The 20,496-nt window shown below is 72.4% G+C and carries 18 protein-coding genes; 4 read left to right on the forward strand and 14 right to left on the reverse strand.

Annotated features, from left to right (window positions below; genetic code table 11):
* Positions 1 to 39 precede the first annotated feature (39 nt).
* The 9 genes from ACFW2Y_RS25115 to ACFW2Y_RS25155 all read right to left on the reverse strand — a co-directional run bounded on the left by ACFW2Y_RS25115 (position 40) and on the right by ACFW2Y_RS25155 (position 11,809).
* Positions 40 to 1,809 carry an IucA/IucC family protein gene (locus tag ACFW2Y_RS25115; RefSeq protein ID WP_384883391.1) on the reverse strand — a complete coding sequence of 590 codons (1,770 nt, stop codon included), beginning with the start codon at positions 1,807 to 1,809 and terminating at the stop codon, positions 40 to 42.
* Entirely contained in the window at positions 1,806 to 2,345 is a 540-nt protein-coding gene (locus ACFW2Y_RS25120) for a GNAT family N-acetyltransferase (protein WP_384883393.1), read from the reverse strand. Before ACFW2Y_RS25120 ends, ACFW2Y_RS25115 begins: the two co-directional genes overlap by 4 nt.
* Positions 2,342 to 3,625 carry a lysine N(6)-hydroxylase/L-ornithine N(5)-oxygenase family protein gene (locus tag ACFW2Y_RS25125; RefSeq protein WP_384883396.1) on the reverse strand — a complete coding sequence of 428 codons (1,284 nt, stop codon included), beginning with the start codon at positions 3,623 to 3,625 and terminating at the stop codon, positions 2,342 to 2,344. The genes ACFW2Y_RS25120 and ACFW2Y_RS25125 overlap by 4 nt, the downstream gene beginning before the upstream one ends.
* Positions 3,612 to 5,081, reverse strand: coding sequence for a pyridoxal phosphate-dependent decarboxylase family protein (locus tag ACFW2Y_RS25130; RefSeq protein ID WP_384883399.1), 1,470 nt, complete (start codon positions 5,079 to 5,081; stop codon positions 3,612 to 3,614). The genes ACFW2Y_RS25125 and ACFW2Y_RS25130 overlap by 14 nt, the downstream gene beginning before the upstream one ends.
* A gap of 124 nt (positions 5,082 to 5,205) precedes the next feature.
* Positions 5,206 to 6,069, reverse strand: coding sequence for a siderophore-interacting protein (locus ACFW2Y_RS25135; RefSeq protein ID WP_384883403.1), 864 nt, complete (start codon positions 6,067 to 6,069; stop codon positions 5,206 to 5,208).
* Between the two features lie 97 nt (positions 6,070 to 6,166).
* Entirely contained in the window at positions 6,167 to 7,327 is a 1,161-nt protein-coding gene (locus ACFW2Y_RS25140; RefSeq protein ID WP_384883406.1) for an acyl-CoA dehydrogenase family protein, read from the reverse strand.
* An 8-nt stretch (positions 7,328 to 7,335) separates the two neighbouring features.
* Positions 7,336 to 8,265 (reverse strand): hydroxymethylglutaryl-CoA lyase, encoded by a 930-nt coding sequence (locus ACFW2Y_RS25145; RefSeq protein ID WP_384883409.1) that lies wholly within the window; start codon positions 8,263 to 8,265, stop codon positions 7,336 to 7,338.
* Complete coding sequence (locus ACFW2Y_RS25150; protein ID WP_384883412.1) at positions 8,262 to 10,187, reverse strand: acetyl/propionyl/methylcrotonyl-CoA carboxylase subunit alpha; 1,926 nt, start codon at positions 10,185 to 10,187, stop codon at positions 8,262 to 8,264. Before ACFW2Y_RS25150 ends, ACFW2Y_RS25145 begins: the two co-directional genes overlap by 4 nt.
* Positions 10,188 to 10,201: 14 nt before the next feature.
* Positions 10,202 to 11,809, reverse strand: a complete 1,608-nt coding sequence (locus ACFW2Y_RS25155; protein WP_384883415.1) for a carboxyl transferase domain-containing protein — start codon at positions 11,807 to 11,809, stop codon at positions 10,202 to 10,204.
* 86 nt (positions 11,810 to 11,895) lie between these two features.
* Here ACFW2Y_RS25155 and ACFW2Y_RS25160 point away from each other — a divergent pair, with 86 nt between their 5' ends.
* Positions 11,896 to 12,486, forward strand: coding sequence for a TetR/AcrR family transcriptional regulator (locus ACFW2Y_RS25160; protein WP_384883417.1), 591 nt, complete (start codon positions 11,896 to 11,898; stop codon positions 12,484 to 12,486).
* Between the two features lie 117 nt (positions 12,487 to 12,603).
* A complete protein-coding gene (locus ACFW2Y_RS25165; RefSeq protein ID WP_384883419.1) occupies positions 12,604 to 13,380 on the forward strand; it encodes a phosphatase in 777 nt (258 codons plus the stop codon).
* Here ACFW2Y_RS25165 and ACFW2Y_RS25170 read toward each other — a convergent pair.
* From ACFW2Y_RS25170 to ACFW2Y_RS25185, 4 genes are all read right to left on the reverse strand, one after another.
* Positions 13,329 to 13,589 carry a hypothetical protein gene (locus tag ACFW2Y_RS25170; RefSeq protein ID WP_384883421.1) on the reverse strand — a complete coding sequence of 87 codons (261 nt, stop codon included), beginning with the start codon at positions 13,587 to 13,589 and terminating at the stop codon, positions 13,329 to 13,331. The two genes, ACFW2Y_RS25165 and ACFW2Y_RS25170, sit on opposite strands and share 52 nt — an antisense overlap.
* A gap of 22 nt (positions 13,590 to 13,611) precedes the next feature.
* Positions 13,612 to 14,511: an acyl-CoA thioesterase gene (locus ACFW2Y_RS25175; protein WP_384883424.1), complete on the reverse strand. Its 900-nt coding sequence runs from the start codon at positions 14,509 to 14,511 to the stop codon at positions 13,612 to 13,614.
* Entirely contained in the window at positions 14,512 to 15,669 is a 1,158-nt protein-coding gene (locus ACFW2Y_RS25180) for an acyl-CoA dehydrogenase family protein (RefSeq protein ID WP_384883426.1), read from the reverse strand.
* Positions 15,670 to 15,773: 104 nt separating this feature from the next.
* Complete coding sequence (locus tag ACFW2Y_RS25185) at positions 15,774 to 17,018, reverse strand: helix-turn-helix domain-containing protein (protein WP_384883428.1); 1,245 nt, start codon at positions 17,016 to 17,018, stop codon at positions 15,774 to 15,776.
* Positions 17,019 to 17,195: 177 nt separating this feature from the next.
* On the opposite strand from ACFW2Y_RS25185, the gene ACFW2Y_RS25190 reads away from it, so the two are divergent.
* Positions 17,196 to 17,822 (forward strand): hypothetical protein, encoded by a 627-nt coding sequence (locus ACFW2Y_RS25190; protein WP_384883431.1) that lies wholly within the window; start codon positions 17,196 to 17,198, stop codon positions 17,820 to 17,822.
* A 130-nt stretch (positions 17,823 to 17,952) separates the two neighbouring features.
* Here ACFW2Y_RS25190 and ACFW2Y_RS25195 read toward each other — a convergent pair whose 3' ends face one another.
* Positions 17,953 to 19,377, reverse strand: a complete 1,425-nt coding sequence (locus ACFW2Y_RS25195; RefSeq protein ID WP_384883434.1) for a PucR family transcriptional regulator — start codon at positions 19,375 to 19,377, stop codon at positions 17,953 to 17,955.
* Positions 19,378 to 19,495: 118 nt separating this feature from the next.
* Here ACFW2Y_RS25195 and speB point away from each other — a divergent pair, with 118 nt between their 5' ends.
* The gene (gene speB / locus ACFW2Y_RS25200; protein ID WP_384883437.1) at positions 19,496 to 20,473 is read left to right on the forward strand and encodes an agmatinase; all 978 of its coding nucleotides are present in this window, start codon (positions 19,496 to 19,498) and stop codon (positions 20,471 to 20,473) included.
* Positions 20,474 to 20,496: the final 23 nt, after the last annotated feature.

The following is a 20,496-nucleotide window of genomic DNA, read 5'->3' on the forward strand; positions in this document are numbered from 1 at the left end:
GGACCGTACTCCGTCGGGGCCCGCCCCGGTCCCGGGTGCTCAGGCGAAGCGGGCGATCGGGTTCACCAGCTCGCCGACGAGCTGGAGCGCCGCCGACGGGTCCGCCAGGTCCACCATCTGCCGGTTGTTGCGCAGCTGGAGCCGGTTGAGGGCCGACAGGGCGAAGGTCTCCGCGAACGGGTCGTACTGGGCGAAGCGGTCCGCCAGCTCGGGCTTCGCGGCCCGGTAGTCGTGCACGCACTGCGCGACCGTCCGCCAGAAGTCGTCCTCGGCGAGGACGCCCTCCGCCGCCAGGGTGGCGCCCAGGAAGCGGAAGAAGCAGTCGAAGACGTCCGTGAAGACCGAGAGGAGCTTCATGTCCTCGGGGACCTCGGCGCGGATGCGCTCCACCGCCGGCGGGAGGACCGCCGTCGGGTCCATCACGCAGATCTCCTCGGCGATGTCCTTGAAGACGGCGCGGACGACCGCGCCGCGCTCGTCGAGGACCAGGATCACGTTCTCGCCGTGCGGCATGTAGACCAGGTCGTAGGCGTAGAAGCTGTGCAGGACCGGGAGCAGATAGGCGTCGAGGTACTTCCTCAGCCAAGCGACCGGCTCCAGGCCGGACTCCTTGATCAGGGCGCCCGCGAAGGACGTGCCGGCGTGGTCCACGTGGAGCAGCGAGGCCATCGTCGCGAGCCGCTCGCCCTCGGCGAGGGACGGCACCGGGGACTCGCGCCAGAGCGCGGCCAGCATCTTGCGGTAGGGGGAGTAGCGGTCGGTGGCGGCCTCGTACTCCAGGTGCCGGTAGCCGATCGCCGCCCGCTCGCGGATGATGGAGAAGCGGGCCGCCCGCAGCGTCGGGTCCGCCTCGATCAGCCCGTGCAGCCAGTCGTTGATGGCCGGGGTGGCCTCCATGTACGTGGCCGAAAGGCCTCGCATGAAACCCATGTTGAGTACCGAGAGGGCCGTTTTGACGTAGTGCTTGGCCGGGTCCGAGGCGTTGAAGAAGGTGCGGATCGACTGCTGTGCCAGATAGGCGTCCCGGCCCTCGCCCAAAAGGACCAGGCGCTGTTGGGCGATTTCGGCGGCGAAGGTGACGGACAGCTTGTTCCACCACTGCCAGGGGTGGACCGGCACGAGCAGGTAGTCGTCCGGGTCGAGGCCGCGCTCGGTGAGGACCGCCGCGAAGCCTTCGACGGCGGCGTCGCCGAGTTCGGCGCGGATGAAGGACTCGTACGCCAGGTCCGCCCCGGCGGTGAAGGTGGTGCGGTCGCGGTGGGCGGCGAGCCAGATCAGGTGGATCTCGCTCGCGGCCTCGGGCGCGTACGCCCGGTACTCGTCGACGCCGAAGCCGAGCCGGCCGTTGTTGGCGACGAAGCAGGGGTGGCCCTCGGTCATCCCGGTTTCGATGGCTTGGAAGTCGGAGCGCGCCAACTCGGCCGAGGTGACCGGTGTCTTGCTCGCCTTGAAGGCCGTGCCGGCCAGGGTGGAGGAGATCTCCTCCAGGTAGACCGGCAGGATCTCGTCGCTCAGCCCGAGGGCGCCGCGCAACTCGGTGATGAACTGGAGCGCGTCGAGCGGAAGGCTTTCCTCACCGCGGTGGCGACTGATCGACTCGGGGTAGACCTGCCAGTGGTCGAGGGCGAAGCGGTCGGCGGTGAAGCGGTACTCGGTGGTGCCGTCGTCGCTGAGGACCTGGTACCGGCCTTCGCCGAGGTCCTGCGGGGCGAGCAGCCGCTCGTGGGCGAATTCGGCGAGGCCCTTGCGGATCAGGGCGCGGTTGGCGGCGGCCCAGCGCTCGGGGGTGAGGTGTGCGACGGGGTTCACAGGGCGGCTCCGACGGCGGTCTCGAACTGGGCGCGGGTGCAGAAGCTCAACAGTGCCGTCTTCTCCGGCTTCTCGACCTCGCGCTCGGGCAGGAAGCCGACGGTCTCGTTGAGGGCGTGCACGGCCGTGTTGCGGACGTCGGGTTCGACGACCACCCGGGCGGTGGACGGGTCGGCGAACAGTTCGGTCATCACGGCGGTGATCACGGTGCGGGTGAAGCCGTGCACGGGGGTGTCGGTGGGAGCGACGAGGAAGTGCATGCCGACGTCACCGGGCTGCGGCTCGTAGAGCCCGACCAGCTCGACCCGCGCGGGGTCGTACCGCTCCATCAGGAAGGCGGGCTCGTCGTCGACCAGGCCGATGAAGGCGTCGTGGTGCGGGTGGGCCGCGATCTCCATGTAGGCGCGCTCGACGTCCTGGAGCCGGGCGTCCTGCATCATCCAGAAGGCGGCCTTGGGGTGCGTCACCCAGGGGTGGATCAGTTCGGCGTCCTGCAGCGGGTCGAGGGGGCGGATCCGGACGGGCGGGACGGTCATGCCGCGAACTCCTGGAAGGCGATGGTCTTCTCGACGGGGTAGTACGCGGAGCCCAGCATCTCCCCGATGATGTACGCGTTGCGGTACGGGCCCATGCCCAGGTCGGGCGAGGTGATCGAGTGGGTGTGCACGCCGGCGTTCTGGAGGAAGACCTCGCGGCCGGCGGTGTCGATCGAGTAGTTGCGGGCCACGTCGAAGCGGCCCCGCCCGTCGTGGCGGAGGCGGTGCTCGATCGGCTTCAGGAAGTCGGGGGCCGCGTACTTGTAGCCGGTGGCGAGCACCAGCCCCTCGGTCTCGACCGTGAAGTCCTTCCCCTGCTCCTCCTGGCGGAAGCCGAGCGCGTACGTGCCGGTGGCGGAGTCGTACGCGGCGCTGTGCAGGGCGGAGTTGGTGAGCAGCCGGGTGGGAACCGGGCCGGCCAGGTTCTTCTGGTACAGCAGGTCGAAGATCCCGTCGATCAGATCGGCGTTGATGCCCTTGAAGAGGCCCTTCTGTTCGGACTCCAGGCGGTACCGGGTCTCCTCCGGCAGCGCGTGGAAGTAGTCCACGTACTCGGGGGAGGTCATTTCCAGGGTGAGCTTGGTGTACTCCAGCGGGAAGAAGCGCGGGGAGCGGGTGACCCAGTTGAGTCGGTAGCCGTGGGCGTCGATCTCGCTCAGGAGGTCGTAGTAGATCTCGGCGGCGCTCTGGCCGCTGCCGACGATCGTGATCGATTTCTTCTTCTGGAGCGCCGCCCTGTTCGGGACGTAGCGCGAGTTGTGGATCAGGTCGCCGTCCAGCTCCCGGCAGGCCTCGGGGACGTGGGGCGGGGTGCCGGTGCCGAGCACGATCCGGCGCGAGCGGAACGTCTCGCCGGTCGCCGTGGTCACCAGGTAGACCGCTTCGGCCTCGTCGTGGGAGACGGCGGAGACGGTCGTGGAGAAGCGGATGGACGAGAGCTTCCCGGCGGCCCAGCGGCAGTAGTCGTCGTACTCGGCGCGCAGCGGGTAGAAGTTCTCGCGGATGTAGAAGGAGTAGAGTCGGCCCTTCTCCTTCAGGTAGTTGAGGAAGGAGTAGGGGGACGTCGGGTCGGCCAGGGTGACCAGGTCCGACATGAACGGCGTCTGGAGGTGGGCGCCTTCCAGGAACATCCCGGAGTGCCATTCGAAGTCCGGCTTGGACTCCAGGAACAGGCCGTCCAGTTCGCCGATCGGCTCGGTCAGACAGGCGAGTCCGAGGTTGAACGGACCGAGTCCGACACCGATGAAGTCGTACGTCCTGGTCGTTTCAGGCGTGGACAAGGTTCTCTCCCAGGTACTGCTCGGCGTGGCCGGCTATCAGATCGAGGACGGCGGCGATGTCGGCCGTGGTGGTCTCGGGGTTGAGCAGGGTGAACTTGAGGTACTGGCGGCCGTCGACCTTGGTGCCGGCGACGACGGCCTCGCCGGAGGCGAAGAGCGCCTTGCGGGCGTAGAGGTTGGCCCGGTCGACGTCGGCGGGGGAGGCGGTGGCTTCCGGGACGTAGCGGTAGACGAGGGTGGACAGCTGCGGTTCGACCACGACCTCGTAGCGCGGGTCGGCGGCGAGCAGTTCGAAGCCCTCGCGGGCCAGGCCGCAGACCTCGTCGAAGAGCTCCCCGATGCCGTCGGCCCCCATGACCCGCAGGGTCATCCACAGTTTGAGCGCGTCGAAGCGGCGGGTGGTCTGGAGGGACTTGTCGACCTGGTTGGGGACCCTTCCCCACGGCCCTGCGGCGGGGGACGCCTTCGTGGCGGGCGCCTGGCGGGGGTTGAGGTAGTCCGCGTGGTAGGTGGCGTGGCGCAGGGTGGCACCGTCGCGAACCAGAACGGCGGAGGAACTCACCGGCTGGAAGAAGGACTTGTGGTAGTCGACGGTGACGGAATCGGCCTGCTCGATGCCGTCCAGGAGGTGGCGGCGGGTCCGGGAGGCGAGCAGCCCGCAGCCGTAGGCGGCGTCGACGTGCATCCAGGCGCCGTACTCGGCGGCCAGGGCGGCGATCTCGGGCAGCGGGTCGATGGAGCCGAAGTCGGTGGTGCCGGCGGTGGCCACGATCGCCATCGGGACCAGGCCCTCGGCGCGGCAGGCCTCCAGCTCGGCGGCGAGGACGACGGACTGCATCCGCTTGTCCCGGTCGACCGGGACGGAGACGACGGCATCGCGACCGAGCCCGAGGAGGGTGGCCGATTTCTGGACGCTGAAGTGGCTGCACTCGGAGGAGAAGATCCGGAGCTTGGACAGGTCCCCGGTGCCGGTCTCCTCGCGGGCGAGCAGCAGGGCCTGGAGGTTGGACTGGGTGCCCCCGCTGGTGAACACGCCGTCGGCGAGTGGTCCGAGGCCGATCCGGCCGGCCGTCCACTCGATCAGCCGCTGCTCGATCAGGGTGCCTCCGGCGCTCTGGTCCCAGGTGTCGAGCGAGGAGTTGACCGCCGAGAGGACGGCTTCTCCGAGGACGGCGGGGATGACCACCGGGCAGTTGAGGTGCCCGAGGTAGCGGGGGTGGTGGAAGTAGACCGCGTCGCGGAGGTAGACGCCCTCCAGCTCGTCGAGGGCCGCGGTGGAGTCGCCCAAGGGGCGGTCCAGGTCGACGGCGTCGATCACGGGGGCCAGTTCGGCGGGTGTGACACCGGTGAACGGGCCTCGCGTCGCGGCGAGTCTGCTCGCCACCCGCTCGACTCCTTCGGTGACGGATCGCCGGTAGCTCTCGGCCGTCGCGTCGTTGAGCAGGTGCGAGCGCATGGGGAATGCCTCCGGACAGCAGGAAGGGGCGAGGAGTGATGTGCAAGTGAGGTTAGCCTAACCTAACTTTTCCTTGCAATGACTCCTCGCCCCGCGGGGCGCGACGGCGGCGTCCCCGGCCGGATCACGCCTCTCGTCGCGCCTCTTCCCGCACCTCGTCCGGCACCTCGCGCAGGGCGTCCTCGGACAGCCCCTTGCGCCAGTAGCCGACGAAGGTGACCCGGCGTCGATCGAGGCCCCGCTCCCGCACGAAGTGCCGGCGCAGCGCCTTCACGGAACCCGACTCGCCCGCGATCCAGACGTAGGGGGCCCCTCCGGGCAACTCGACCCCGCGCACCGCGTCCACGGCGGACGGGGCGCCCTCCTCCCGGACGAGCCAGCTGATCGTGGCGTCCGCCTCGGTGGTGAGCTCCGTCCGGTCGCCGGAGTACGGCACCTCCAGGAACACCCGGGCGCGGGTTTCGGCCGGAAGCCACTCCAGGATCGCCGAGGCCGCGGGGAGGGCCGTCTCGTCCGCCCAGATCAGGACGGAGTCGGCGTCCGCGGGGAGGCGGAAGCGGACGCCCGTGTTCTCGGCGACCGCCGGGCCCAGGGCGACGACCCGGTCGCCGGGCTCGGCGCGGCCGGCCCAGCGGCAGGCGGGGCCGCCGTCCCCGTGGAGGGCGAAGTCGATGTCGACCTCGTGCACCGGCTCGGTGCGCTGCTCGCGAACGGTGTACGAGCGCATGACGGCGCGTTCGTCCTCGGGCATCGCGCGCCAGGCGCCGAGGATCGCGTACATGTCCGGGTCGTCCAGTGCCGGCAGGATCGGGGCCTCCTGGCCGGGGTGCGGCAGGAAGAGGGAGAGGGACTGGTCGCGGCCCCCGGAGGCGAAGGCCTTCAGGTCGTCCCCGGTGAAGGTGACCCGGACCAGGGACGGGCCGAGCCGCCGTGTCCGGTCGACGTGGAGGGAGAAGAACTGGAAGGGGGCGGTCTCGGCATGCGTCATGAAAAGTAGGTTAGCCTAACCTCATTAAATCTTGTGGGGGCATGGGAGAGCCCGCCGCACCGAGGTGCGGCGGGCTCGTGCGCGTGGTCCCGTCGGGTCAGGCCGGCAGGCCCAACTCCCGTGCGATCAGCATCCGCTGGACCTCGCTGGTGCCCTCGCCGATCTCCAGGATCTTCGAGTCGCGCCACATCCGGGCCACCGGGTACTCGTTCATGAAGCCGTAGCCGCCGTGGACCTGCGTCGCCTCGCGGGCGTTGTCCACCGCCACCGTCGACGAGTACAGCTTCGCGATCGCCGCTTCCTTCTTGAAGGACTCGCCGCGCACGAGCCGCGAGGCCGCGTCCCGCCAGCCGATCCTGGCCATGTGCGCCTTCATCTCCATGTCGGCGATCTTGAACTGGACGGCCTGGTACGTGCTGATCGGCGACCCGAAGGCGTGACGTTCCTTCGCGTACTTGACCGACTCGTCCACGCAGCCCTGCGCGAGGCCCGTCGCGAGCGCCGCGATCGCGACCCGCCCCTCGTCCAGGATCCGCAGGAACTGCGCGTACCCCCGACCCTCCTCGCCCAGCAGGTTCTCCACCGGGACGCGCACGTCGTCGAAGGACAGCTCGCGGGTGTCCGAGGCGTTCCAGCCGACCTTGGAGTACGGCGCCGCGACCGTGAAGCCCGGGGTGCCGGACGGCACGATGATCGAGGAGATCAGCGGTCGGCCGTCGGGCTTCCGACCGGTGACCGCCGTGACCGTCACCAGGCCCGTGATGTCCGTGCCCGAGTTGGTGATGAAGCACTTCGAGCCGTTGATGACCCAGTGGTCGCCGTCCCGGACGGCGGTGGTGCGCGTGCCGCCCGCGTCCGAGCCGGCACCCGGCTCGGTCAGGCCGAACGCACCGAGCACCTCACCGGTGCACAGCTTCGGCAGCCACTCCCGCTTCTGCTCCTCCGTGCCGAAGCGGTAGACCGGCATCGCACCCAGCGAGACGCCCGCCTCCAGCGTGATGGCCACGGAGGAGTCGACCCGGGCCAGCTCCTCCAGGGCGATCCCGAGGGCCAGGTAGTCGCCGCCCATGCCGCCGTACTCCTCGGGGAACGGCAGGCCGAACAGGCCCATGCGGCCCATCTCGCGGACGATCTCGTACGGGAACTCGTGCCGCTCGTAGTAGTCGCCTATCTTCGGCGCCACCACGTCGTGCGCGAACTCCTCGACGGTGCGGCGGAGTTCCTCGTGCTCTTCGGAGAGCCGGTGGTCGAGGGACATGTCTTTCGTCACTCCTTGTGGGAGAGGGCGCGGACGGTACGGGAAGGGCTGGGACGGCCCAGTTGTTCGGCCATCCACACGCTCGTGGCGGTGAGGGCGGCCAGATCGACCCCGGTCTCGATGCCGAGGCCGTCGAGCATCCACACGAGGTCCTCGGTGGCGAGGTTGCCGGTCGCGCTCTTCGCGTACGGGCAGCCGCCGAGGCCGCCGGCGGAGGCGTCGACGGTGGTCACCCCGTGGCGCAGGGCGGCCAGGGTGTTGGACAGGGCCTGCCCGTACGTGTCGTGGAAGTGCACGGCGATGCGGGAGGTGGGGACGCCGCCCTCGTTCAGGGCCGTCAGCAGGGCCCGGACGTGTCCGGGGGTGGCGACCCCGATCGTGTCCCCGAGGCTCAGCTCGTCGCAGCCCATGTCCGCGAGGGCCTTGGTCACCCGGACGACCTGCTCGATCGGGACGGCCCCTTCCCAGGGGTCGCCGAAGCACATCGACAGATAGCCCCGCACCTTCAGCCCGGACTCCATGGCCCGGGTGACGGTCGGCTCGAACATGGCGAGCGCCTCGTCCACGGTCCGGTTGAGGTTGGCCTTGGCGAAGGCCTCGGTGGCCGAGGCGAAGACGGCCACCTCGCGGGCGCCGAGCGCCAGGGCCCGATCGAGGCCGCGCTCGTTCGGCACCAGGACGGGGAGGCGCACGGGCAGGTCCCGCACCAGCGGGAACAGCTCCTCGGCGTCCGCCAGTTGGGGCACCCACTTGGGGTGGACGAAGCTGGTCGCCTCAATGGTGGTCAGCCCGGCAGCCGCCAGCCGCCGCACGAACTCGGCCTTCACCGGGGTCGGGACGGCCGACGCCTCGTTCTGCAGCCCGTCCCGGGCGCCGACCTCGTGGATCCGGACCCGGGCGGGCAGCTCCGGATCGGACACGGTCATGGGCAGGCTCATGCCGCCTCCTCCTCGTGCGGCGTCACCACGGCCAGCACCTGGTCCATGGCGACGGTGGTGCCGGGCGCGACGTCCAGTTCGGTGACGGTGCCGGCGTGCGGGGCGGAGATGACGTGCTCCATCTTCATCGCCTCCACCACCAGCAGGCTCTGCCCTGCCTCCACCTCGTCCCCGACGGCCACCTTCACGACGGTCACCGTCCCGGGCATCGGCGCGGCCAGGGTGTCGGCCCCGCCGTGCCGTGCGCCGGACAGCGCCGCCTCGACGGGGTCGTGGTCGAGGACGTGCCAGGAATCCCCCTCGCGGCCGAGCCAGTTCCCGGCGCGGTGGAAGCGGTGGGTCATCCCGTCGAGCGTCACGGTCACGGCGGTGTCGGTGATCCGGTCGTCGGCGGGGGCCTCCACCGTCACGGGTTCGAGGCCCGGTACCCGGAAGGAGAAGGCGAGCGGCTTCGGCGTGCCACCGAGGCGCCATCCGCTCGGCGCGTCGAACGGGTCCGCCCAGCCCTCCCGGGGCGCCGGGGCCAGCGCCGCGCGCCGCACGGCCGCCGCAGCCGCGTACACCTGGTCCGGGACCGCGGCGTCGACCAGGGACTCCGCGTCCCGCTCCACCAGGCCGGTGTCCAACTCGCCGGAGACGACGTCCGGGTGGGCCAGCAGCCGGCGCAGGAAGCCCGCGTTGGTGGGCACGCCCAGGGTGACCAGGTCGGCGAGGGCCGCACGGAGCTTCCGCAGGGCCGTGGGACGGTCTGCCGCGTGGACGATGACCTTCGACAGCATCGGGTCGTACAGGGAGGAGACCTCGGTGCCTTCGAGGAGGCCCGAGTCCGTCCGCACGCCGTCCCCGCTCGGCTCGTTCAGCGAGAGGACCGTGCCGCCGGACGGCAGGAACCCGCGTGCCGGGTCCTCCGCGCAGATCCGCGCCTCGATCGCCCAGCCGTCGAGCCGGACGTCCTCCTGGCCGAAGGACAGCGGTTCGCCGGCCGCGACCCGCAGCTGCCACTCCACCAGGTCGATGCCGGTGATGAGTTCGGTCACCGGGTGCTCGACCTGGAGACGGGTGTTCATCTCCATGAAGTAGTACTGGGACGGGTCGCCGCCCGGCACGATGAACTCGACCGTGCCCGCGCCGACGTAGCCGCAGGAGCGCGCCGCTTCGACCGCCGCCGCGCCCATCGACGCCCGGATCTCCGGGGTGAGCAGGACGCTCGGCGCCTCTTCGATGATCTTCTGGTGACGGCGCTGGAGCGAGCACTCGCGCTCGCCGAGGTGGATCACGTTCCCGTGCGCGTCCGCCAGGACCTGGATCTCGATGTGCCGGGGCCGGTCGATCCACCGCTCCACGAGGAGGGTGTCGTCACCGAAGGAGGAGCGGGCCTCGCGTCGGGCCGCGGCGATCTCGTCCGTGAGCGTCGACAGGTCGCGGACCAGCCGCATGCCCTTGCCGCCGCCGCCCGCGCTCGGCTTGAGGAGGACGGGGGCGCCCAGTGCGCGGGCCGCTTCCTCCAGGTCGGGATCGGCCGCGCCGGGGACCACCGGCACGCCCGCCGCCTTCACGGTCTCCTTCGCCCGGATCTTGTCCCCCATGACGGAGATCGCGTTCGCCGGGGGGCCGATGAAGACCAGGCCCGCGTCCGCGCAGGCCTGCGCGAAGCCGGCGTTCTCGGCGAGGAACCCGTAGCCGGGGTGGACGGCCCCGGCCCCGGTCCGCCGGGCCGCTTCGAGCAGCGCCGGGACCGACAGGTACGACTCGGCGGCCGGCGGCGGGCCGATCCGCACGGCCGTGTCCGCCTCCCGCACGTGCCGGGCGTCGGCGTCCGCGTCGCTGTAGACGGCCACCGAGCGTACGCCCATCGCCCGCAGGGTGCGGATGACGCGGACGGCGATCTCGCCCCGGTTGGCCACAAGGACGGTGTCGAACATGCTCCGAGAACCCCTCACATCCGGAAGACGCCGAACTGGGGGTCACCCAGCGGCGCGTTGGCACAGGCGGTCAGGGCGAGGCCGAGGACCTGTCGGGTCTCCATCGGGTCGATGACCCCGTCGTCCCACAGGCGGGCGGTCGCGTAGTAGGCGTTGCCCTGGGACTCGTACTGCTCGCGGATCGGGGCCTTGAAGGCCTCCTCGTCCTCCGCGCTCCACTCGTCCCCGAGCTGGTCGCGCTTGACGGTCGCGAGGACGGACGCGGCCTGCTCGCCGCCCATGACCGAGATCTTGGCGTTGGGCCACATCCACAGGAAGCGCGGCGAGTACGCCCGGCCGCACATCGAGTAGTTGCCCGCGCCGTAGGAACCGCCGACGACGACCGTCAGCTTCGGGACCCGGGTGGTGGCCACGGCCGTGACCATCTTGGCCCCGTGCTTGGCGATGCCGCCGTGCTCGTAGGCCTTGCCGACCATGAAGCCGGTGATGTTCTGCAGGAAGACGAGCGGGATCCCGCGCTGGTCGCACAGCTCGATGAAGTGCGCCCCCTTCTGCGCGGACTCGGCGAACAGGATGCCGTTGTTGGCGACGATGCCGACCGGGTGGCCGTGGATCCGGGCGAAGCCGGTGACCAGCGTCTGCCCGTACTCGGCCTTGAACTCCTGGAAGCGGGAGCCGTCCACGACCCGGGCGATCACCTCGCGCACGTCGTACGGGGTGCGGGAGTCCACCGGCACCGCGCCGTAGAGCCCGTGCGGGTCGACCTTCGGCTCCTCGGCCGGTTCGACCGACCAGGGCAGCGGCCCGCGCTCGGGAAGGGTGGCGACGATGTTCCGCACGATGCGCAGGGCGTGGGCGTCGTCCTCGGCGAGGTGGTCGGTGACGCCGGAGATCCGGGAGTGGACCTCGCCGCCGCCCAGCTCCTCGGCCGTGACGACCTCGCCGGTTGCCGCCTTCACCAGCGGCGGACCGCCGAGGAAGATCGTGCCCTGGTTCCGCACGATCACGGCCTCGTCGCTCATCGCGGGGACGTACGCGCCGCCCGCCGTGCAGGAGCCGAGGACCGCGGCGATCTGCGGGATTCCGGCGCCGGACATCCGGGCCTGGTTGTAGAAGATCCGGCCGAAGTGCTCGCGGTCCGGGAAGACCTCGTCCTGCATCGGCAGGAAGGCACCGCCCGAGTCGACCAGGTAGAGGCAGGGGAGACGATTCTCCAGTGCCACCTCCTGGGCGCGCAGGTGCTTCTTGACGGTCATCGGGTAGTACGTGCCGCCCTTGACGGTCGCGTCGTTCGCGACGATCACGCACTCGCGTCCGCCGACCCGGCCGATGCCCGCGATGACGCCGGCCGCCGGTGCCTGGTCGCCGTACATGCCGTTCGCCGCCAGCGGGGCCAGCTCCAGGAACGGCGACCCCGGGTCCAGGAGCGCGTCCACCCGGTCCCGCGGCAGCAGCTTGCCGCGCGCGGTGTGCCGGGCCCTCGACTTCTCACCGCCGCCCAGGGCGACCGCCGCGAGCTTGGCGCGCAGGGTCGCCGCCAGCTCGTGATGGGCCGCTTCGTTGGCCTGCCAGGCCGCGGACGCGGGATCCGCCGCGCTCGCCAGCACAGGTGCCTGCTGCATCCCTCGAGCTCCCTTGCTCGGTTAATGAGCGTTAACGTATGGCGCCCAGGTTAACGACCGCTAACCGGGTTGTCTAGAATCGATTCATGACCCCGACCGCCACCGGCAGGACCGCCGTCCCGACGCGACGCGAGCAGATCCTCAAGGAAGCCGCCCGCCTCTTCGCCGAGCGCGGCTTCCACGGCGTCGGCGTGGACGAGATAGGTGCCGCCGTCGGCATCAGCGGTCCCGGCCTCTACCGCCACTTCCCGGGCAAGGACGCGATGCTCGCCGAGCTGCTCGTCGGCATCAGCGAGCGGCTGCTCGACGGGGGGCGGCTGCGGGCCGAGGAGTCCGACGGGGACGCGCGCGCCCTGCTCGGCTCCCTCATCGACGGACACATCGACTTCGCCCTCGACGACCGGCCGCTCATCACCCTCCACGACCGCGAGCTGGACCGGCTCAAGGACGAGGACCGCAAGCGGGTCCGGCAGCTCCAGCGGCAGTACGTCGAACTGTGGGTCGCGGTCGTGCGCGAGCTGTACCCGGCCGCGGAGGAGTCGGAGTCCCGCACGGCCGTCCACGCGGTCTTCGGCCTCCTCAACTCGACCCCGCACCTGGCCGCGCTCGGCCGCCGCCCCATGGAGGACCTGTTGCGCCGCCTGGCCCACGGAGCCTTCGGGGCACTCGCCCGCTGACGGGGGGCGGCCGCACGCCCGGACGCGGGAAAGGGAACCAGTCGTTCCGGGACGGACACGGGTCCACGGCGCGGAACGGGGGCCCGCCGGCCCCGGGGCTCGTACAGAATGAACCCCATGCCGATACCCAGCCGCCCCGCCCTCATCGAGCACCTCGTCCGCACCCGGATCGCCGGAGACGTCGCCACCCCGCGCGACAACAACCTCTCCCACTACCGCAAGCTCGCCAACGGCGACCGGCACTACTGGCTCGGCCTGGAGCTCGGCGACCGCTGGACCGACGAACAGGACGTGCTCGCCGTCATGGCCGAGCGGTGCGGCGTCGTCGACGACCCGGCCCACCGGGTCGGCCAGGACACCATCGACCCCGAACTGACCGTCGACGGCCTCGACCGCATGGCCGCACGGCTCCGCAAGGCCGCCGCCGGGCGGGAGCGGGTCCTCTTCGCGACCGGTCACCCCGGCGCGCTCATCGACGTCCACGGCCGGGTCGCCGCCGCACTGCGCGCCCAGGGCTGCGAGATCGTCCGGATCCCCGGCGGACTCATCGCCGACGAGGGGTACGTGGTGCAGTTCGCGGACGTCGCCGTCTTCGAGCGGGGAGCGAGCCTGTGGCACACCCACTCCCCGGAGCCGATGAACGCGATCCTCGACGCGCTCGGCGAGGAGGGGCGGCCCGATCTGGTGATCGCGGACCACGGCTGGGCCGGGCGGGCGGGGCAGCGGGGGATCGACTCGGTCGGCTACGCGGACTGCAACGACCCCGCGCTCTTCATCGGCGAGGCCGAGGGCACCATGCAGGTCACGATTCCGCTCGACGACCACGTCCTGGACCCGCGCTTCTACGAGCCGCTGACGGCGTACACCCTGGCGGCGGCGGGCCTGGCGGCCTGAGGCCCCGCCGGGCCGGGCCGGGGCGCGGACGGCGCCGCCCGCCCGCGGGCGGCCCTCACGGCGCGGTCCGGTGCGGTGCCGTCCCAGCCGCCGGAGCCGGTGGGCTGGCCGCCGAGCAGGCCGCCCGCGACGGCCTTGGCGGCGGCGATGCCGAGGTTCGCCGCCGCTGCCACGACCACGGTGGAGGTGCTTTCGGCGTTCTCCGTCATGACCGGACGGTACGGTCGGCCGTCAGCGCGGGACGCGAACGACACCCTCCTGGATGACGGAGATCGCCAGGCGTCCGTCCTGGGTGTAGATCCGGGCCTGGCCGAGACCGCGCCCGCCGGACGCGGTCGGCGACTCCTGGTCGTACAGGAGCCATTCGTCGGCCCGGAAGGGGCGGTGGAACCACATGGCGTGGTCCAGGGACGCCCCGACGACGTCCCCGACGGCCCAGCCGCCCCGCCCGTGGGCGAGGAGCACCGAGTCGAGCAGGGTCATGTCGGAGACGTAGGTGGCCAGGACGACGTGCAGCAGGGGGTCGTCGGCCAGTTTGCCGTTGGCGCGGAACCAGACCTGGGAGCGCGGTTCCCGGGGCTGCCCGACCGAGCCCCACGGGGGGACGTCCACATAGCGGAGGTCCACCGCGGCCCTGGCTTCGACCAGGCGGTCCGCCACGTCGCGGGGGAGGTGGCGGGGGAGCATCTCGGCCGGTGTGGGGAGGGACTCCGGGTCCGGGGCGGGCGGCATGTCCGCCTGGTGGTCCAGGCCCTCCTCGTACGTCTGGAAGGACGCCGAGAGGTGGAAGATCGGCTGGCCGTGCTGGACGGCCACGACCCGTCGGGTCGTGAAGGAGCGGCCGTCGCGGATGCGGTCCACGTTGTAGACGATCGGCACGCCGGGGTCGCCGGGGCGCAGGAAGTACGCGTGGAGCGAGTGCGGGAGCCTCGGGGCCCCGCCCGCCGGAGCGGGGGCGAGGTCCGGGGAGGCGCCGGGCACGGTCCGCCCCGCCGCCACCAGCGCCTGGGCGGCCACCTGGCCGCCGAAGACGCGGGGGACGAGCGAGGAGCGGGACTCCCCCCGGAAGATGTCCTGCTCGATCCGCTCCAGGTCGAGCAGATCGAGCAGGTCGTCCAGTGCTTCGGGCACTTACAGGCCCATCGACTTGGCGATGATCGACTTCATGATCTCGCTGGTGCCGCCGTAGATGCGGTTGACGCGGTTGTCGGCGTAGAGGCGGGCGATCGGGTACTCGTTCATGTAGCCGTAGCCGCCGTGCAGCTGGAGGCAGCGGTCGATGACGCGGTGGGCGACCTCGGTGCAGAAGAGCTTGGCGCTCGCGGCCTCGGCCGGCGAGAGCTCGCCCGCGTCCAGGGCCTCCAGGGCGCGGTCGGCGACGGCCTCGGCGGCGTCGACCTCGGCCTGGCAGGCGGCCAGCTCGAACTTGGTGTTCTGGAAGGAGGCGACCGGCTTGCCGAAGACCGTGCGCTCCGTGACGTACTGCTGGGCGAAGCGGACGGCGGCCTTGGCCTGGGCGTAGGCGCCGAAGGCGATGCCCCAGCGCTCGGAGGCCAGGTTGTGGCCGAGGTAGTAGAAGCCCTTGCCCTCCTCGCCGAGCAGGTCCTCGACGGGGACCTTGACGTCGACGAAGGCCAGCTCGGCCGTGTCGGAGGTGCGCAGGCCGAGCTTGTCCAGCTTGCGGCCGATGGAGTAGCCCTCGGACTTGGTGTCGACGGCGAAGAGGGAGATGCCGAAGCGGCGGTCGTCCTCCGACGGGGCGGAGGTCCGGGCGCAGACGATCACGCGGTCGGCGTGGACGCCACCGGTGATGAAGGTCTTGGCGCCGTTGAGGACGTAGTGGGTGCCGTCCTCGGAGAGCTTGGCGGTGGTCTTCATGCCCGCGACGTCGGAGCCGGTGCCCGGCTCGGTCATGGCGAGCGCCCACATCTCCTCGCCGGTGACGAACTTCGGCAGGTAGCGCTTCTTCTGCTCGTCGGTGGCGAGCATCTTGATGTAGGGCAGGGCGAGCAGCACGTGGACGCCGGAGCCGCCGAACTGGACGCCCGCGCGCGAGGTCTCCTCGTAGAGGACGGCCTCGAACTTGTGGGTGTCCAGGCCCGCGCCGCCGAACTCCTCGGGGACGTTGATCCCGAAGATGCCCAGCTCGCCGAGCTTGTCGTAGAACTCGCGCGGCGCCTGGCCCGCGGCGAACCACTCGTCGTAGACGGGGACGACCTCGGCCTCGATGAAGGCGCGGATGGTCTCCCGGAACGCCTCGTGGTCCTCGTTGAATACGGTACGGCGCACGAGCCGCCTCCTTCGGTTCCTGTCCTGGTCCGGCCGGTCGCTCCAGCGCCCCGACTTTTGTCTAAGCGCTTGCTCAGCCTTTGTCAGTCGAAGTTACCCATCGGTCACCCCTCCTGTCCAGACTCCGCGCCTGTGATCCAGCGCCCTTCGGAGGCGTCGTACGCGTACGTCGGCCTTCCCTTGGCCCCGCTGGTGCGGAAGGGCTTCCCGTCGTCCGTGATCCCGGTGCTCCCCGTGCGCCCCCCGGAGCTCCACTCCAGCTCCAGGTACCAGCGGCAGTCGCAGCCCGCCGTCCGCGCGGCGACGACGAACTCCTCGGGCTCGGAGGCGGTGACGGCGTACGGGAAGGAGACGGCCGGGATCGTCCGCCCCTCGGCCCCGGAGGCGTCGTACCCGTCGACGGGCCGGGCGACCGGGCGCGGCCGGTCGAGGTCCACGGCGAAGTGGCGCGGGGTGACGGCACCGCCGCAGCCGGCGTCCGTCCGGTACGCGTTCCACGGCAGCGGCGCGGCCCGGTCGACCACGCGCACGTGCAGGGCCTGGAGGACCACGGCGGTGGACGGCGACCGGCCCTGGAGGGTGATCCGCACGAGCGCCTCCCCGCCGTGCACGGCCCGGTGCGCCCCGACCCACGCCCCGGCATCGGCCGCGACCGGTGGTGGGGCGACCGTGCGGGGGGCCCGGTCCACGAGGTAGGTGTGCCCGCAGCCGCCCTGCCAGAGTTGGGGGTCGACGGTCCAGGTGAAGGGGACGGGCTCCCCCTCGGGGACGGCCCGCCCTTCGGGAACGGAGGTGGGGGCGGCGCCGGAGGGGGTGCGCGAGGGGCGGTCGAGCAGGACGGCGACCAGCGCCAGGACCACGGCCAGGACGGCGACGGCCACCCCGACGGCCGTCGCCGTGCGGCGGGGGCGCGGTGCTTTCGCCGCGGAGGCCGAGGGCGGCGACGGCAGCGAGGACGCCGAGGGGGGTGCGGGCGGCGGGGGTGTCGAGGGCGCCGCGGGCGGGGGAGCGGGTGAGGGTCCGGGTGCGGCGGCCGGTGGCGGTGCGGCGGGCGGCGTGGGCGCGGGAGGCGGTGCCGGGAGGCGGGCGCGGTCCGCGCGGGTCCAGGCCGCCTCCAGGGCGCGCCGCTCCTCCCCGTCCGCGCCGCAGAGCCGGGCCAGCCGGTCCAGGACGGCGAAGCCCTCCGGCACGCTCTCCCCGGAGCCGTACCGGTGCAGCGTGGAAGCGCTCACGTTCAGGCGCCGGCCCAGCGACGCGTAGCTGCGGCCGTCGCGCTCCTTGAGGGCGCGCACCCGCGAGGCGAGGTCCTCGACCGCCGCGCCCTTCGACCTCTCCGTGGGGTTCCCCATCAGACCGACCACCCGTCACCGTTCCACACCGTGTTCCACCGCCCATGTCCTCCCACGTCAGGAGGGGTGGAACGGTTCCGGGACGGCCGGGACGGGCTGAGGCGTTGCGGGGGCTCCCGCCCCGCCCCGAGGCTGGTCCGTGTTCCGATCGACCGCACCACCTGGGGGAATCCCGACATGACCAGCAGGTTCCGCTCCACCCTCGCCGTCTCCACCGTCGCCGTCGGCCTGGTGGCCCTGGCGGCCGTCCCGTCCAACGCGGACGGCACCACCGCCCGGGCGGCCCAGCAGCCCGCCTTCCTGGCGCCGTCGCAGATGCCGCGGTCCTCGACGCCCTGGACCGCCGACCCGGTCGCCCAGGGCCTCCCCGAGTACGGCCTGTTCTGCGCGCCGGGAGTCGTCCCCGCCCAAGGCACCCGCCACCGCACCTTCCGCACCGAGCTCGACACCGGCGGCCTCCAGGTCACCACCGTCACCGAGACCGAGGGCCAGGCGGTCCGCCTGGCCGGTGCCCTGCGGCGGGCGCTCGCCGGCTGCGCCGAGCGCCTGGAGCAGGAGGACCCGGGGACCGAGGCGGTCGGCCGGTACCACGGCGAGATCGCGGTGGAGGAGGGCGCCCACGTCTACAGCCTGGACACCGCGAACCCGGAGGTCGGCAGCACGGACGTCCACCTCTTCTCCGTCGGCCGTGACGGACGGACCGTCACCTACGTGGAGTGGGGGCAGATGGGCGACTTCGAGCAGGCCCCGCTCAAGGCCTTCCGGAAGACCACGGCCACCGCCGTGAACAAGCTCTGGCGCTGACGCCCTCCGGGGGCGGAACGCCGCGATCGACAGAAGCGCGCCGGGCCCTCGGGAGGTGCGCCCGAAGGGGCCCGTGCCCCGGGTGCGGACGGGTGGCGTCACGCGGCCGGAGCCGTGGCCCGCACCCGGGTCACGGAGTGCCGAGGGCGAACCACAGCTCCATGCGCACGTCCGGGTCGTCCAGGTCGCGGTCGAGGAGCGTCGCGCAGCGGGTGATCCGCTGGCGGACGGTGTTGCGGTGGACGCCCAGGGCCACCGCCGTCCGGTCCCAGCTGCCGTGCAGCGACAGCCAGGTGCGCAGCGTCTCCCTGAGCGGTTCGTTCAGACGGGCGAGGAGGGCCCGGGCGTGGGCGGCGGCCTCGTCCGGGTCCACCAGGGAGGCGAGGCCGCCCGGGTGGTGGCGCACCAGCGCCGCCCGGGTGGCCTCGGCCCGGCGCAGCGCCCGTGCCGCCTGCGCGTCGGCGGCGGGGAGTTCCGCCGCCCCGGCCGGAGCGGATGCCCCGAGCGTCCAACCGGGCCGAGCGGTGACGGGGGACGAGGCGGGGAGCAGGAGGCGCACGGGGGCGCCTGTCTCCACCAGCGCCGTCCCCAGCGCAGCCGCCAGGCCCGCAGCCGCGAACGGGGTGCCGTCGCCGCCCTTCGCATGGACCACCGTCCAGGGGCCCGGGTCCAGGGCGGAAGCCGCCTCCGCCGGGGAGGCGCCCAGGAGCAGCCGGACCAGGGCCCCGTCCCGCACCGCCGCGTCCGTGCCCTGCTGCGGTGCCGTCAGGAGGGAGAGCAGGACCACCGCGACGCCCGCGATGGTGTGGTCGCCGGGGTCCCGCCGCTCCGCCGCCACCCCCAGCGCCGGTCCGTCGCCGCCGCCGAGCGCGTACGCCGCCAGGCGCAGGCCCCCGTTCTCAGAGCTCGCGGAGGCCGGCCCGCCGGGGCGCGGACCCAGGACCCCCGCCAGTTCCCGCAGCGCCCGGGTCGCCTGCGCCGGGACCTCCCGGCCGGCTGCCGCCGCCTCGGTGCCGTCAGGGGAGAAGAGGACCGCCCGGCCGCCGAGCCGGGAGGCGAGCGCGGCGAGGACCGCCGGGACCGGGGCGGGCCGGGCCGCGGCCGTCGCGAGGGACTGCTGGGCCTCCGTCACCCGGCGCAGCTCGTGCAACCGGGCCTCTGCCATCAGACGCCACACGGCCCGCGCCACCGCCGTGAACGGGGTCCGCGGCGGCACCTCCAGGAGCGGGAGGCCCCGACGGGCGCAGGCCTCGACCAGCTCCGTCGGGACCGTGTCGTGGACCGGAGCCACCCCGAAGCCGAGCGCCGCCGCCCCCGCCTCCACGACCCGCTCCACGTACCGCACCGGGTCGGTGAGCTGCACGCCCGCCGTCAGCAGCAGTTCGCCGCCCAAGAGGTACGGATGGGGGTCGGCCATCTCCGAGGTGTGCACCCAGTGCAGGGAGACGTCCTCGGGGCCGGCGAGCAGGCGCAGGCCCAGCTCCCGGCGGGCCAGCAGCGCGGTGAGCGGGACGGGGGGCGCGGGCGGGGTGGAGCCGGGCTCCGGAGCGGCCATGTGCTGGACCTTTCGCACATCAATGGAGGACACAATGGAGGAAACGTACACTTCAAGGACGCATTCCGGCGTCTTACTGTCGTCATCACCCCGCCGACCCCTCAGGAGGACCCCGACCATGAGCAGCAGCGACCAGAACGCCTTCCGCGGCCCGATCGACTCGTCCCGTGTCCCGCGGTACGCCGGTCCCGCGACGTTCGCCCGTCTGCCGCGGCTCGACGAGGTCGGCACCACCGACGTCGCCGTGGTCGGCATCCCCTTCGACAGCGGCGTCTCCTACCGTCCCGGCGCCCGCTTCGGCGGCAACGCCATCCGTGAGGCCTCCCGCCTGCTGCGCCCCTACAACCCGGCACAGGACGCCTCCCCGTTCGCGCTCGCCCAGGTCGCCGACGCCGGTGACATCGCGGTCAACCCCTTCAACATCAACGAGGCCGTCGAGACCATCGAGGCCGCCGCCGACGACGTGCTCGCCACCGGCGCCCGGATGATGACCCTCGGCGGCGACCACACCGTCGCCCTGCCGCTGCTGCGCTCGGTCGCGAAGCAGCACGGCCCGGTCGCCCTGCTGCACTTCGACGCCCACCTCGACACCTGGGACACCTACTTCGGCGCCGAGTACACCCACGGCACCCCGTTCCGCCGCGCCGTCGAGGAGGGCATCCTCGACACCTCCGCCCTGTCGCACGTCGGCATCCGCGGCCCGCTCTACGGCAAGCAGGACCTCACCGACGACGAGAAGATGGGCTTCGGCATCGTCACCTCGGCGGACGTCTACCGCCGCGGCGCCGACGAGGTCGCCGACCAGCTCCGCCAGCGCATCGGCGACCGCCCGCTGTACGTCTCCATCGACATCGACTGCCTCGACCCGGCCCACGCCCCCGGCACCGGCACCCCCGAGGCGGGCGGCATGACCTCCCGCGAGCTCCTGGAGATCCTGCGCGGCCTCTCCTCCTGCAACCTGGTCGGCGCCGACGTCGTCGAGGTCGCCCCGGCCTACGACCACGCGGAGATCACCGCCGTCGCCGCCTCCCACACGGCGTACGAGCTGACCACGATCATGTCCCGTCAGATCGCCGCGGCGCGCGACGCCCAGTAGTCTCCGCGGCGCGGGCCGGACGC

Source organism: Streptomyces sp. NPDC058877, from assembly GCF_042742855.1.
GTDB lineage: Bacteria > Actinomycetota > Actinomycetes > Streptomycetales > Streptomycetaceae > Streptomyces.